A 14,817-nucleotide genomic window follows, 5' to 3' on the forward strand; every position below is an offset into this window, starting at 1 on the left:
CCCATCATCGCCTCAGTTTGTCGCCTCGCTTCGCAGCCAATCCAGAACTCAATCCGTCCCAGCCGCTCCATCCAGCCCCCCAACAGCACCTCAGCGCCGCCGGTGAGGGGCTATTTACGTACTCCCATCGAACCTTGCAACCCCTCTTTTCAAAAAAAACACAAAACATCGCAACCTCAGTTAAAATCATTATTTTTCAATCAGGTAAAAGAACTTCAGAAACCTGACGCCGGCAATAAAGCGCGAAACTTGATGAAAAAAGGAAAGCCAGCGCCGACTCGGCCACGCAAAGGCGGAATACGGTGCCTCGCGAATATCGGCTTTTTGCGTTGCCGCAGCACGCTCACCGGTGCTGATTGTCAATATACCTGTAGCGAGCATGGCAATTCAAAAGGCATGAATCCGCAGATCAAAGCCGTTCAACAACATCGAGGATATTCTCTCTGGCGCCCGACCCATTCGTTCTTTCGTTAATCGGGCCTGGCTCAAATTCACCCGCGCCCACGCTTGCAGCCTCAAGGGCATGCAGCGCCACACGACCCAAATATCAGCTAGCGTCGCGAATATGCGGGAGACCAACATGAAACCGCTTGTCTCTGTTACGGGCCAGTACTATAGAGAGGCCCGGCGCGATCGCATCCGACTTGGAACAAGAAACTGCACATGATCAACGCCCGACTCGCCAAGGACAGATTTTGTCCGAGAGACAGGGCCACTGCTCAGCAGCCAGTGAAGATGGGAAGGCCGTACAAAAGGTTGCCGCTGTAGCTCAGCTGGTAGAGCACGTCATTCGTAATGATGGGGTCGGGGGTTCGAGTCCCTTCAGCGGCACCAGTTATTCCCTGAAAACAATAACTTAGAAAATGCGTGACGCTCATAGAGCGAAAGTTTCAATGTATCTACAATGAGGTGTGGCGCAGGTTCTAGGGCAACGGGGTGCACGTCTCCGTCTACCCCTTGCGCCAAGCCGTTCTTCGCCGGTCCCGAGGCGGTGCTGGCCTGTCTGTGCCGATACACCCATCGGGTAGCGATCTCAATTCAGCGCTTGGTCTGCGCCGGCGATGATACCGTGGCCTTCCGCTGGAAAGGCTACCGGATCAAATCGGGTGATTGCATGAAGGTCATGCGGCTCGACACGGGCGAGTTCATCCACCGGTTCCACATGCAGCCCTGCCCGATCGGTACCACCGCATCCGCCGCTACGGCCTGCTGGCAAGCGCCGCCCGCAAGGCCAACATCGCGAAGATCCGCACGTTGCTGGGCGAGGAAGCGACCGCGCAGGAAACAGGCCGCATGATGAAACGCCCGGCGATCCCATCCACCGCTCACCGGTTGCTTCGGTCAACTCGGCCGACCCCCCTTGTCCGCGGTGATGAGGAATGCCGCGCAGAAGGCGCCATCCCGCCTCTATCGCGCATAAATTCAGACCAGACCCACAGGCGGAACTCGCAGTCGGCTGCCTCAAGATCCAACACCATCGCCGCCTTCGCATTCACAGCCCCAGCCGACAGCGCTCTTTCCCCATTGGCAGAACCAAAACACTGCGGCTTCCTCCCTGAGAGGTTTGTCAACGCGAGCCGCGGTCAGTTCCAGCCAATCCCGCACGCAAGGGCCCGCGTCGAAAATCCTTCATTTTCCAGACGTTTTTTTTCATGCGCAGCCCTTTTTTGTCAGATGACCTGAAGGTCAAAGTCATCTGGCTTTCTCCTGCCTTACGGGATCAATCGTAGGACCAGATCCCCTGCCCCAGCGCTTCGATGGCGACAGTGATCCGTTCGAAACTGTCACGGGCGCGCCCGACGGAGGTTCGCGCCCGCAGATACCCGTGAACCAGCCCGGCTTCGTTGACCCACTGAACCAAACCGTCCGTTTCCTCGATCCGGTTCCGATAGGCTTTTCCATCGTCGCGAAGCGGGTCGCAATCGGCGGTGAAAATCACCGTGGACGGCAGGCCGGAATAGTCCTGATCCTGCAACGGTTCATAGGTCGGATCACCGGACGGTTCCGCGTCTTCGTGGCGGATGCTTTTGTAGAAAAGCACGTCGTCGCGCGTCAGCATCGGTGCTTGCGCATGTTCGATGTAGGAGCCGCTTTCAACATCTCCGCCCAAAAGCGGATAGATCAGGACCTGCCCCAGGATGCTGTCCAGACGCCCGCGCGCATAGTGGGCGACACAAGCCGCCAGAGTGCCCCCGGCGCTGTCACCGGCCAATATCAGCGGCTCTGCGAATTCGGAGGCGGCCCATTTCACCGCGGTCCAGCTGTCCTGAAACTGGGCCGGGTGGCGGTGTTCCGGGCACAGGCGATAGTCCACGGCGACCACCCGGTAACCGGTCTGGGCGCAGATATCGGCGCAGGTATCGTCGTGGCTGTCCAGCCCGCCCAAAACGAACCCGCCGCCATGGAAATAGACAACTGTCCTCGTCGGATCGCCTGCCGAATAGACGCGAACCGGAACGCCATTTGCCTCCCGGTCCTCGGATTCGACGCCATAGGGGCGTTCCTGCCGGAACTGGCGGCACATCTCGTCATAGACGCGCCGCTGTTCGGCAATCGACAGAGTTGCCGCGTCTTCCGGGTAACTCTCGGCCGTTCGAGCGATGAAGGCCCAGGTTTCTTCGTCGATCAGACGCTCATAGTCCATTGCCCCTCCGCTCAGGCTGCCCATTCCCAAGGCCGGGTAAAGGTACCCAGAACCTTGTTGACATCGTCCTCGGAGGAGCCGTTCGCGTCAAGCAGCGCGACAAGGCCGCGTTTCTTGTCATCATCGACGGAGACGACGCGCGCGGCGACACCGGCCTTTTCGAGAGCACCGTTGTAGACGCGGGTGATCGCCTGTTTGCGCAGTTCCGGCTTGAACACCTTGCCCACGGCGGTCTTGGGCAATTCAGGCAGGATGGTCATGTGCTTGGGATGCGCCGCGCGTTCGTGGACGTGGATCTTGCAGTATTCCAGCAATTCCGCTTCGGTCACGGTCTTGCCCTCGACAAGCTCGACAAAGGCGCAGGGCACTTCGCCGGAATGCGCATCGGGCTGTCCGATGGCGCCGGCAAAGGCCACCGCTTCGTGACCCAGCAGCGCCTCTTCGATATCGGCGGGATCGATGTTGTGGCCGCCGCGAATGATCAGATCCTTGGCGCGGCCGGTGATCCACAGGTAGCCGTCCCCGTCGAACCGGCCCAGATCGCCGGTGCGCAGGTATTTGTCGAAGTGATAAAGGTTCTTGTTCTTGTCGACCTCGGTATAGGTGTTTCCGGCATAGACACCGGGGTTTGACACACAGATCTCGCCCACCTCGTCCGTAGCGCATTCGCCCGGCCCGTCCGGTCCGTCCTTGAGGATCTTCACATCCGTGTAGGGGAACGGGATACCGATCGAGCCGATTTTCTTTTCACCATCCACCGGGTTGCACGAGACCAGGCATGTTGCCTCGGTCAGGCCATAGCCTTCGACGATGGTCACGCCGGTGGCCTGTTCGAATCGGCGGAAAAGTTCCACCGGCAGCGGCGCCGAACCGGAGAAAGCGGTTTTCACGCTGGAGATATCGGCATCGACCGGGCGTTGCATCTTGGCCGAGATCGCCGTCGGGACGGTGATGATGAAACTGACCTTCCAGCGTTCGATCAGCTTCCAGAAATTGTCGAACACACCATCGCCGCGATACCCGGCGGGCGTCGGGAATACCACATGTGCACCCGAGGCGACGGCGGCCATGACGATGACGTGGCAGGCAAAAACGTGGAACATCGGCAGCGGGCACATGATGATGTCCTCTTCGGAGAACAAAAGCGTATGACCAAGCCAGCCGTTGTAGATCATGCCCGAATAAGTGTGCTGCGCCACTTTCGGCATGCCGGTTGTGCCGCCGGTATGGAAATAGCAGGCCACCCGATCCTGGGCGCTGTCCGCAAAACCGAGCGTCGTGGGTTGTTTCGCCAGTTCCTTGTTGAAATCCAGATAGTCGGCGTGGGCCAGATGTTCCTTGTCTTCCAGTTTCGGGCGGATGAAAGGCACGATCCAGGATTTCGGCGGCGTCAGGTACCGGTTCAGGTCGATCTCCAGCACCGTATTGACGTGCGGGGCGTGGCGCACCGCCTCGGCCACTTTTTGCGCCACATCCGTTTTCGGAAAGGGTTTCAGCGTGACCACGACCTTGGCATTGGTTTCGCGCAGGATGGCGGCGATCTGTTCGGGTTCCAGCAGCGGATTGATCGGGTTCACGATCCCGGCCACTGCGCCGCCCATCATGGTGATCAGCGTTTCGTTGCAATTGGGCAGGACATAAGCGACCACGTCCTTTTCGCCCACTCCGAGCGTGCGGAAGAGGTTGGCGGCCTGATTGACCTTACCCAGCAGATCGAACCAGGTCAGCGTTTCGGCCTTGTCCTTTGCGCCGGACAGAATCTGGAAACTGATCGCCTTGTGATTGGGAAATTTGGCCGCTGTCCGCGACAGCAACTGGTGAAATGTCACCGGCAGATCACGGTCCTGCCACGGCATCTCGTTTTCAATACGTGCCTTGTCTTCCTTCCCAACGAATGCCATGCGGCTCCTCCCCTTATTGTCCCAGCCTGGCGCGGGTTTTCCACCCCAAGATGAGAGCAAATTCCCGCCAGTGCAAGCGAGGGTTAACGGGAGGGATTCGGGATGGATAGAATGACGCTGCGGCGATTGGCAAAGTGCCGGGGCGTCACCTTATTCAGCCGCGACACCATCGGTGAATTGCAGCCGCGCCAGCCGCGCATAGAGGCCGTCCTGCGCCACCAGATCGGCATGGGTGCCCTGCGCCACGATGCGGCCTTCCTCCATCACAACGATGCGGTCCGCCTTTTTCACGGTGGCCAGACGGTGCGCGACGATCAGCGTGGTCCGGCCCGCGCTGAGTTCATCGACCGCACCCTGAACCGCGCGTTCGCTTTCGGCATCAAGGGCTGAGGTCGCCTCGTCCAGCAGCAGCACCGGGGCGTCGCGCAGGATGGCGCGCGCGATGGCGATGCGCTGTTTTTGCCCGCCCGACAGCATCACCCCGCGTTCGCCGACGAAACTGTCATAACCTTCCGGCAGGGCGGCGATGAAATCATGCGCTGCTGCTGCGCGTGCGGCATCTTCGACCTCGGTATCGGTTGCCTCGGGGCGGCCAAAGCGGATGTTTTCGCGCGCCGACGTTGCAAATATGACGGGGTCTTGCGGCACCAGGGCGATGTGACGGCGGAAATCCGATCGTGCAAGCGTGCGCAGGTCAACCCCATCCAGCGTCACCGCCCCCTGATCGGGATCATAGAAGCGCTGGATCAACTGGATCACGGTGGTCTTGCCAGCCCCGGACGGGCCGACGAAGGCCACGGTTTCCCCGGGATTGACGGCAAGGGTCATCTCGTCGAGCGCCGCCACCTCGGGTCGTGACGGATAGCGGAAGCTGACATTGTCAAAACCGATGGCGCCTTTGACAGGTTGCGTCAGCGAAACCGGGTTTGCAGGGTCGGTGACGGCATCCTGCGCGTTCAACAGTTCGACAAGGCGTTCCGTCGCGCCGGCGGCGCGTTGCAGCTCGCTCCAGATTTCGGACAGCGCGCCGACCGATCCGGCCATGATCACCGAATAGATCACGAACTGGATCAGCGTGCCTTCGGTCATGATCCCGGCGCGCACGTCGTTCGCACCCATCCACAGGACGCCGACGATGCCGGTGAAGACCAGAAAGATCACGATGACCGTCAACACGGCTCGGGTATGAATTCGGCGCAGCGACACCGAGTAAGAGGTTTCGGTCAGGTCCGAGAACTGTTTGCGGCTGGCGGTTTCATGCGTGAAGGCCTGTACCGTCTGGACTGCGCCCAGCGCCTCGCCGGCATTGCCCGACGAGGCGGCGATCCAGTCCTGGTTTTCGCGGCTTATGCCGCGCAGACGGCGGCCCAGAACGAGGATCGGCACCACCACGACCGGGATCAGCAGCAGAACCATCGCCGTCAGCTTGGCCGAGGTCAGCAGCATCAGCACCAGACCGCCCAGGAACATCAGCATGTTGCGCAGGGCGATGGAGACGGAAGACCCCAGAACCGACTGGATCAATGTCGTGTCGGTGGTGATCCGGCTGAGCACCTCGCCCGTCATGATCCGTTCGAAGAATTCGGGGCTCATCCCGATCACCCGGTCGAAAACGGCCTTGCGGATGTCGGCGACGACGCGCTCACCCAGCCGGGTGACCAGCATGTATCTGACCCCGGTGCCCACCGCGAGAATCGCGGCGATTCCCAGCGCGGCCAGAAAATACTGGTCCAGCAATTCGCCGTCTTCGATCCGGAAATGATCGACGACCCGCCGTACGGCCAATGGCAGCGTCAATGTCATGCTTGCGGTGACGACAAGCGCCACGGTCGCACCGAACATCAGCAACTTGTAGGGCTTCATGAACGGCCAGAGCGATGCCAGAACGCCCAGTTTTTTCGAGACGGCCCGCTCTTCGCTGGCGCCGGGTGCCGGGGTTGCTGCCGATTTTGCCGCGCGGTTCCTTGCCATGTCAGGCCCTTGTCGTCTTGTCCGTCATAATCGCATGCTTCATGGCCGCAGCGCCGCATGGGGTCAAGGCAAAGGGGGCGAATCCTCGATGCAAAGACCGTTTTTGCCGCAGCGAACTGGAAAGATGGGCTGAGTTGGAGCGGGTAGACGGAATCGAACCGACATAGCCTGCTTGGAAGGCAGGGGCTTTACCATTAAGCTATACCCGCTCAGCGTCTTGGCTGATTATGTCACCGCCATGGGATCGTCAAGCGGGAAATCCATCGCGCGCGTGCCTTCTTTCGATCCGGTTTGCGCGGCACTCTTAAGATGACAGAACGGGTCTCGTGTGTTCAGATGGGTTTCCAAGGAGCTACGATTTCTCACCAAGTCGATCTGCGGGCAATTCCATGAGCAAGCCGTTACCGCGCAAGACCCCTGAACCGAAACCGGCAAAACGGCGGTGCCACCGATGTCACGGCTCGGGCCGGTCACCCTGTCAGATCTGCAGCGGTTCCGGTCAGGTTTTCAAAAGAAAGGATATTCAGGGCAAATCCCACTACGACCGCTGCACCGGATGTTTTGGACTGAAAATGACACGTTGCGTGACCTGCGGCGGTGAGGGGTTCCTCTGACGGCTGGTCAGGCGTTTCGGCAATGATCACGGTTTTGTGGTATCCTTGCCCATCCGCCGGTCGCGCAGCCAACAGGCCGCGTTTGCAGACTGGCCTTTTGTGGGGGCGCATATCATGACAGATTTTGACTTGGGAACCTATTCACGCAAGATCACCACCTCATCACCCGAAGCACAGCGATTGTTCGATCAGGGGCTGATCTGGCTGTATGGGTACAATCACGAAGCGGCGGCGGAGTGTTTTCAGAAGGCCGCCGATATTGACCCCGGCTGCGGCATCGCCTTTTGGGGCGTCGCTCATGCGATTGGCCCGAACTACAACAAGCCGTGGGAGTTCTTCGAGCCGGACGAGCGTGTTGCAACGCTGAAGCGGGCACATGAGGCGATTGCCGCCGCGATGGCGGCGCGTGACAAGGTTTCCCCGGTCGAGACGGCCTTGATCGAAGCGCTGGCAGACCGGTTTCCGACCGATCCGGAGATCGAGGATTACGGCCCGTGGAACGACGCCTTTTCGGATTCGATGCGTAAGGTTTACGCGGCGCACAACAAGGATCTCGACGTGGCCTGCATCTTTGCCGAGGCGCTGATGAACCGGACCCCCTGGCAGCTTTGGGATCTGGCCAAGGGCGAACCCGCCGAAGGCGCCTCGACCGTCGAGGCGCTGGCGGCGCTGGAAACCGCGTTTGACACCCTGCCCGGTGCCTGGGACCATCCCGGTCTGCTGCACATGTACATTCACCTGATGGAAATGTCGCCCACGCCCGAAAAGGCGCTGCGTCATGGCGACCGGCTGGTCGATCTGGTGCCCGACAGCGGGCATCTGGTGCATATGGCGACCCATATCGACGTGCTGTGCGGTGACTATCAGAACGTGGTCTGGCGCAATCACCGCGCGGCACAAGTGGATCGAAAATACGAAGCGATGGCGGGGGGTGAGAATTTCTATACCGTCTACCGCATCCACAATGTCCATTTCGAAGCTTATGGCGCGATGTTTCTTGGACAGCCGGATAAGGCGTTGGCCGCGTCCGAAGAGTTGATGCGAATGTTGCCGGACAATGTGGTGCGGTTTTTCCCGGACCTGTTCGAATCGTTTTATGGCAAGAAGATTCACGTGATGGTGCGGTTCGGGCAATGGCAGGACATCCTTGACGAACCCTTCCCCGAGGATCGTGAGCTTTACAGTTACACCACCGCCGCCATGCATCAGGCGCGGGCCATTGCGCTGGCCAATCTTGGCCGCGCGGACGAAGCCAAGGCAGAGCGCGAACGCGCGGTAGAGGCACGCAAGGCGGTGCCCGAGGGACGTCTGGTGTTCAACAACACCGCCGAGGACGTGCTGATGATCGGCGAAGCGATGATGGATGGCGAAATCGCGTTCAAGGCCGGGGACCGCGAAGGCGGGCTGGCGCACCTGCGCCGCTCGGTCAAGCTGGACGACAGCCTGGTCTATGACGAGCCGTGGGGCTGGATGCAGCCGACCCGGCATGCGTTGGGCGCGCTGTTGATGGAAGACCAGAAGTTCGAAGAAGCCGAGGCGGTTTACCGTGCCGATCTGGGGCTGGACGACACGCTTGCGCGCGCCTGCCAGCATCCGCGCAACATCTGGAGCCTGCACGGCTTGCACGAATGCCTTGTGCGGCGCGGCGAACTGACCGAGGCCAAGCATATCAAACTGCAGCTTGATCAGGCCGCGGCACGGGCGACCGTGCCGGTGCATGCCTCGTGTTATTGCCGCAGTCGAGCCAAAGCGGCCTAGGAGCCTTCCTGCCTTCCGATATGAAATGACCGAAATGCCGCCCCGTGTTCGGGGCGGTATCTTTTTCGGGCGACTGAAAAAACTGTGGAGCCCGGCAAAGCAATTGTCACTTGCCTGTTACACCCGTTCAACGAGTTGTCATACTCGCTCTCTACATCCTTGGCTCACCGACATATTACGCTAATTGGGAGGCATCCATGAAAGAAGTCGTTTCAAAAAACCTGTCTGCTGACGACTGGGACGAGATAAATTTTTCTCGCCCCGAAAAGAACGACTTTGACCGCGTCGTCGAAAGCGCGATTTCGCGCCGGGGCTTTCTGGGCGGCGTACTGGCCTTTGGGTCTGGTGCCGCGGCCATGGGCGCCGGGCTGTTGAAGCCAACGGCAGCCCATGCGGTTCAGGGGTCGCGTTTTGCCTTTGCTCCGATTGCGGCACAGACCGACGGAACCGTTCACGTGCCCGAGGGATATTCCTGGAAGGTTCTGATGCGCTGGGGCGACCCGCTGTTTTCCGAAGCGGACGGGTATGACATCACCGACGGCGGCCCGCTTGAGAACTCGGACAAGATTTTCGGTGAGAACACCGACGGGATGGAAACCTTTTCGTTTCAGGGGCGGGACCTGATCGCCATCAATCACGAATACCCGAATGAGGATATCAATCTGCCCGCGGCGCAGGATGGCAAGCCGATCAGTGCCCAGGATGTTCTGAAGCTGCAGAACATTCAGGGCGTGACCGTGATGGAGATTGCCGAAGGCCCTGACGGTTGGATCGTGGTCAGGGACAGCCCGTTCAACCGCCGTATCCATCACAACACGCCGATGAAGATCGTTGGCCCCGCTGCCGGGCATGACCTGTTGAAGACCAAGGCCGACCCGACCGGAACCAGGTCTCTGGGAACGATGAACAACTGTGGCGCAGGCAAGACGCCGTGGGGCACGTACCTGACCTGTGAAGAAAACTTCAACGGATACTTCGGATCGTCTGACGAGCAGGCCGGGTATGCTCCGCAGGTCGCAAGCGGCTATGAACGCTATGGCATCAAGGCGGAAAGCCGGAACGGCTACGAGCTTTTCGATCCGCGGTTTGACACGTCGAAAACCCCCAACGAGCCGCACCGCGCGGGATGGATTGTCGAGATTGACCCTGCCAATCCCCAAGGCACGCCGGTCAAGCATACCGGCCTTGGCCGGTTCAAGCACGAAAACGCCGAGGTCGTGGTGGTGCCGGACGGTCGCGTCGTCGTCTATATGGGCGATGACGAGCGGGGCGAGTACCTGTATCGTTTTGTCTCCAACGGCACCTACCGGCCTGGCGGAACCACCGAAGGGCTGCTGGATGACGGCACGCTTTTTGTTGCCAGGTTCAACGACGACCAGACCGGCGAATGGCTGGCCCTGACGCCGGATACAACCGGGATGAATGCCGCCGAGATCGCGATTTTTACCCGAATGGCCGCGTCTATCGTGGGCGGCACCACGATGGACCGTCCTGAGTGGGTGGCGGCGAACCCCGTGGCGGTCGAGGCCTATTGCTGTCTGACCAACAACAAGAATCGGGGCGTCAAACCAAATGCCGGTGGCGATGATACTTCGGCCAATGGCCCCAATCCGCGCGACACCAACCTCTATGGACAGATCGTGCGCTGGCGGCCCGCACAGGACGACCACGCGGCCGATACGTTCGAATGGGATCTGTATGTGATGGCGGGCAACCCGACGGTGCACAGTGATGCCTATGCCGGGTCGCCCAACGTGAACGCCGGCAACCTGTTCAACTCGCCCGACGGCATGGCCTTTGATACGACCGGGCTGGTGTGGATTCAAACCGATGGCGACGACAAAAACGAGGGCGATTTTGCCGGAATGGGCAACAACCAGATGCTGGTGGGTGATCCGGTAACCGGAGAGATCGCGCGGTTCATGACCGGTCCGAATGGATGCGAGGTCACGGGCCTTGCCTGGTCAAGCGACCGGCGAACGATGTTCGTGGGCATCCAGCATCCCGGCGGCAACTGGCCCGATGGCGGCACGCCGCGTTCGTCGGTGGTCGCGATCAAGCGCGACGACAACTCACCCATAGGCTGACCTGACCGTCATCCAAAGGAAACGCCCCCGAAACGCGGTTCCGGGGGCGTTTTGTTTCGGAGTGACTGAAATTATTCGGCGGCCTTCAGTTCTTTGCCTTGCGGAATGACCTCGTAACCGGGCTCTTCGGGTTCATCATCGACCATCTCGGGCGGGAAGCCCGGGGCGCGGATATCGAGGCCCGTTGCTTCTTCGAGGCGCTTGATGATGTTGGGAGACAACTCGCGGGGGCCAAAACGCGCGATCCCGTCGTTGAAGATGTCGATCAGAACCGGGTTGATCTCCAACGGCACGTTGGCGCGATCCGCAACTTCCTGGAACAGGCCGATGTCCTTTTTCACCAGATCCATTGTGAAGGAAATATCGCGCGAACCGTTCAGGATCACCTGGCTTTCGGTTTCATGCACGAACGAGGTGCCGGACGAGATTTTCATCGCCTCATAGGCGGTGTTCAGATCCATGCCCGCAGCCTTGGCAACAACCAATGCTTCGCAACAGGTCACAAGGTTTGCTGTCGCCAGATAATTGGTGAGAACCTTCAGAACCGAAGCCGACCCGAGGTCGCCAGTGTGCAGGATGCGGCGGCCCATCGTGGTGAGGAAGGGCAGGATACGTTCGAACGTCGCGCGGTCGCAGCCCGCGAAAATCGAGATGTTGCCGGTATCCGCCCGATGGCAGCCGCCCGAAACCGGGCAGTCCACCGCGGCACCGCCGCGCTCGATCACCATGGCGCCGAGCCTTTTGACCTCGGCCTCGTCGGTGGTCGACATCTCCATCCAGATCTTGCCCGGCTTCACTTCGGGCAGCATCTGTTGCATCACCGCGTCCGAGGCCGCAGGCGATGGCAGGCAGGTGATGACGGCGTCACATTCGCGCATCAGCTGTGCCGGACCGTCCGCGCGTTTGGCGCCACGCTCGACGAACATGTCGACCAGATTTTCATTCAGGTCATGCACCGTCAGATCAATTCCGTTCCGCAAGAGCGAGCCTGACAGTTTGTGGCCCACATTGCCCAGACCGATGAAACCAACTTTCATGGATTTGTCCTCCCCGGCGGGCGTATGCCCGCGTATACGATTCATGCGGTGAATATGAAGCTTTGAAACCGCCAAGAGAAACGAATAATAATGATCGCAATGGTCAAAAAATTTTGGTGATAAATGGACCGCCTTCCAAATCCGGCCTGGTTGCGAACGTTTGAGGCGGCGGCACGCCATCTGAACTTTACCACGGCGGCGAAAGAACTTGGGCTGACCCAGACGGCAGTGTCGCTGCATATCCGCTCGCTGGAAGAGGATTTGGGCGAAAAACTGTTTCTGCGCGCCGCGCGTCGGATCGAATTGACCGAACTTGGCCAATCCTATGCGCTGACCGTGCGGCGGGCGCTGTCGGATATCGCGCTCAGCACCAACAGCCTGTTTGGTCCGGCCACCCGCCAAAGCCTGACAATACGGGCAGCAATTTCGACCGCCACCTATTGGATCGCGGCGGAATTGCCTGATTTCAGCGCGCAATATCCGGAAATCCCTGTGCGGCTGGTGTCGCATATCTGGAATGACAGCGTCGCCCCTGCAGATGTCGATATCGAGATCCGGTTGGGATATGGCGATTGGCCGGGCGTCATGGCCGAGAAGTTGAGCGAGGAAACCATCGTTCCGGTCTGCCGTGCCGGTGACCCCGTTCCCACCATCCGGCAGATGCACAGCGGGCCGTTGATCCACATTCTCGGCTACGAGGACAACTGGGCGCGCTACCTTGAGGCGCATGGGCTTGACCACGACCCATCGGCAACCCGGCACGCCGTCGATACCACGGTCGCGGCGTTGCAACTGGTGATGGGAGGGGCGGGTTACGCCACCATCCTCGGCCGTTTTGCGCGCAATGCCATATCCCAGGGCGCACCGCTGCAAATTGCCGGGCCACCGATTCCCTTTGGGCAGTCGCATTACCTGATCCGATCCGACGCGGCGACATCGGTTTCCGGTTCAGCACGCCTTTTCGAGGCATGGCTGCGGGACAGGTTGGCTGGCGATGCCGCTGGTTAACGATGGCGGGTCGCTTTTTCACCCTGACGGTTCACAAGCCTGACGCCGCGCTTGACAAGTCCCCTGCCCTTGCCGCATGTCCGCGCTGTTGGTGTCTGCGCGAGCAGATGAAAAGGGAATGCGTCAGCGGTTCACCGTCAAACGCAGCCGCCCCCGCGACCGTGACCGGAGAGGGTGCCCAAATGCCACTGGCCGACAGGCCGGGAAGGCGGGACACCCGACAGGGACAAGCCCTGACATCCGTAAGCCGGGAGACCTGCCAGCGCCCGAAGACCAGACCGGACGGGGTGTTCCGGTGTCGGGCCGTGGCCCGCATGAAACCCCGTTCCCCGAAACCTGAATGGGGGGATGAGAGACGTGACCGAGCCTGCACCAGTCGAACTGCTGGTCTGCACCACCTGCCGCCGGGGTCTGCCCATCGAGGATGACGCCCAGCGCCCGGGCGCGCTGTTGCACAAGGCGCTGACCGAGGTCGAACTGCCCGATGGCGTTCTGCTGAAACCGGTCGAGTGTCTGTCGAACTGCGATCAGGGCTGTTCGATCGTGCTGCGTGGCGGGCCGTCGCGCTGGACCTTCGTCTATGAGAACCTGAGCGAAACAGACGATGTCGCGATCATCGTCGAAGGCGCGACCAAATACCTGGCCACCGAGGACGGGCTGGTAAAGTGGCGCGACCGCCCCGAACATTTCCGCAAGAACTGCGCCGCCCGCATTCCCCCGATTGGAGCCTGAGCCATGAGCACCCTTGAAAAACTTCCCGTCACCGTGATTACCGGCTTTCTGGGCTCGGGCAAGACCACGCTGATCCGCCACCTGATGCAGAACCCACAGGGCAAGCGGTTGGCCGTGGTGGTCAACGAATTCGGCGATGTGGGCGTCGATGGTGAGATCCTGAAAAGTTGCGCCATTCCGGATTGCCCGGCGGAAAACATCATGGAGCTTGCCAATGGCTGTATCTGCTGCACCGTGGCCGACGATTTCATCCCCACCATCGAGGCGCTGATGGCGCTGGAGCCGCGCCCCGATCACATCCTGATCGAAACCTCGGGTCTGGCGCTGCCGAAACCGTTGCTCAAGGCGTTCGACTGGCCCGACATCCGGTCGAAGATCACCGTGGACGGTGTGATTGCGCTGGCCGATGCCGAGGCGGTGGCCGCTGGTCGCTTCGCGCCGAACGTCGAAGCGGTGGACGCCCAGCGCATGGCGGACGAGTCCATCGACCACGAAACGCCGCTGTCAGAGGTGTTCGAAGACCAGATTTCCTGCGCCGATATCATCCTGCTGACCAAGCCCGACCTGGCCGGACCCGACGGCGTTGCGAAGGCCAGGGAAATCATCGCTGCCGAGGCCCCGCGCCCGCTGCCGGTGGTCGAGGTCGCCGAAGGGGCCGTGGACGTGCGCGTTATCCTGGGGCTGGAGGCCGCTGCCGAGGATGACATGGATGCCCGCCCATCGCACCACGACGGGGCGGACGATCATGAACACGATGATTTCGAAAGCGTCGTGATCGAGTTGCCCGAGCAATCCGATCCCGCCGACCTGATGGCCCGGATCGAACGTCTGGCAAACGAATTGAACATCCTGCGCGTCAAAGGGTACGCCGCCGTATCCGACAAACCGATGCGTCTGCTGGTGCAGGCTGTGGGCGCGCGTGTTCGCCACCAATACGACCGGGCTTGGAAACCGGGCGAAGAGCGCCGCTCGCGCCTGGTAGTGATTGCCGAGCATGACGACATCAACGAAGCCGCAATTCGCGGTATTCTCGAAGGTGTGGCCGAGGCCGCCGAATAAGGGACC

11 protein-coding genes, 2 tRNA genes, 1 pseudogene and 1 riboswitch are annotated in these 14,817 nt (G+C 60.6%); of the genes and pseudogenes, 8 read left to right on the forward strand and 6 right to left on the reverse strand.

What is annotated here, in order from left to right:
* The 3 genes and pseudogenes from AC2FLX_RS12765 to AC2FLX_RS12775 all read left to right on the forward strand — a co-directional run.
* Positions 1–474 (forward strand): hypothetical protein (locus AC2FLX_RS12765; RefSeq protein ID WP_496875441.1); only part of this gene is annotated, 474 nt, incomplete at its 5' end.
* Between the two features lie 284 nt (positions 475–758).
* A tRNA-Thr gene (locus AC2FLX_RS12770) sits at positions 759–834 on the forward strand.
* A 127-nt stretch (positions 835–961) separates the two neighbouring features.
* A pseudogene (locus AC2FLX_RS12775) lies at positions 962–1,284 on the forward strand (transposase); the annotation flags it as partial.
* Between the two features lie 283 nt (positions 1,285–1,567).
* On the opposite strand, the gene AC2FLX_RS12780 reads toward AC2FLX_RS12775, so the two are convergent.
* The 5 genes from AC2FLX_RS12780 to AC2FLX_RS12800 all read right to left on the reverse strand — a co-directional run bounded on the left by AC2FLX_RS12780 (position 1,568) and on the right by AC2FLX_RS12800 (position 6,725).
* Positions 1,568–1,696 carry a hypothetical protein gene (locus tag AC2FLX_RS12780; RefSeq protein WP_496811000.1) on the reverse strand — a complete coding sequence of 43 codons (129 nt, stop codon included), beginning with the start codon at positions 1,694–1,696 and terminating at the stop codon, positions 1,568–1,570.
* 24 nt (positions 1,697–1,720) lie between these two features.
* Positions 1,721–2,644, reverse strand: a complete 924-nt coding sequence (locus AC2FLX_RS12785) for an alpha/beta hydrolase (RefSeq protein WP_496810983.1) — start codon at positions 2,642–2,644, stop codon at positions 1,721–1,723.
* 11 nt (positions 2,645–2,655) lie between these two features.
* Positions 2,656–4,545, reverse strand: a complete 1,890-nt coding sequence (locus tag AC2FLX_RS12790; protein WP_496810984.1) for an acyl-CoA synthetase — start codon at positions 4,543–4,545, stop codon at positions 2,656–2,658.
* A 150-nt stretch (positions 4,546–4,695) separates the two neighbouring features.
* Positions 4,696–6,516 (reverse strand): ABC transporter transmembrane domain-containing protein, encoded by a 1,821-nt coding sequence (locus AC2FLX_RS12795; RefSeq protein WP_480751318.1) that lies wholly within the window; start codon positions 6,514–6,516, stop codon positions 4,696–4,698.
* A gap of 135 nt (positions 6,517–6,651) precedes the next feature.
* Positions 6,652–6,725 (reverse strand) — tRNA-Gly (locus AC2FLX_RS12800).
* A gap of 519 nt (positions 6,726–7,244) precedes the next feature.
* Here AC2FLX_RS12800 and AC2FLX_RS12805 point away from each other — a divergent pair.
* Complete coding sequence (locus tag AC2FLX_RS12805) at positions 7,245–8,888, forward strand: tetratricopeptide repeat protein (protein WP_480751316.1); 1,644 nt, start codon at positions 7,245–7,247, stop codon at positions 8,886–8,888.
* Between the two features lie 197 nt (positions 8,889–9,085).
* On the forward strand, positions 9,086–10,975 hold the full coding sequence (locus tag AC2FLX_RS12810) for a PhoX family protein (RefSeq protein WP_496810985.1): 1,890 nt from the start codon (positions 9,086–9,088) through the stop codon (positions 10,973–10,975).
* A 71-nt stretch (positions 10,976–11,046) separates the two neighbouring features.
* Here AC2FLX_RS12810 and AC2FLX_RS12815 read toward each other — a convergent pair whose 3' ends face one another.
* A complete protein-coding gene (locus AC2FLX_RS12815; protein WP_496810986.1) occupies positions 11,047–12,057 on the reverse strand; it encodes an NAD(P)-dependent oxidoreductase in 1,011 nt (336 codons plus the stop codon).
* Between the two features lie 78 nt (positions 12,058–12,135).
* On the opposite strand from AC2FLX_RS12815, the gene AC2FLX_RS12820 reads away from it, so the two are divergent.
* The 3 genes from AC2FLX_RS12820 to cobW all read left to right on the forward strand — a co-directional run bounded on the left by AC2FLX_RS12820 (position 12,136) and on the right by cobW (position 14,811).
* The gene (locus AC2FLX_RS12820) at positions 12,136–13,020 is read left to right on the forward strand and encodes a LysR family transcriptional regulator (protein ID WP_496810987.1); all 885 of its coding nucleotides are present in this window, start codon (positions 12,136–12,138) and stop codon (positions 13,018–13,020) included.
* Positions 13,021–13,091: 71 nt separating this feature from the next.
* A riboswitch (cobalamin riboswitch) is annotated at positions 13,092–13,298 on the forward strand.
* 70 nt (positions 13,299–13,368) lie between these two features.
* A complete protein-coding gene (locus tag AC2FLX_RS12825) occupies positions 13,369–13,752 on the forward strand; it encodes a DUF1636 family protein (RefSeq protein ID WP_496745665.1) in 384 nt (127 codons plus the stop codon).
* A 3-nt stretch (positions 13,753–13,755) separates the two neighbouring features.
* Positions 13,756–14,811 carry a cobalamin biosynthesis protein CobW gene (gene cobW / locus AC2FLX_RS12830; protein ID WP_480751308.1) on the forward strand — a complete coding sequence of 352 codons (1,056 nt, stop codon included), beginning with the start codon at positions 13,756–13,758 and terminating at the stop codon, positions 14,809–14,811.
* The last annotated feature ends 6 nt before the right edge of the window (positions 14,812–14,817 follow it).

Source organism: Ruegeria sp. YKSF57, from assembly GCF_059612585.1.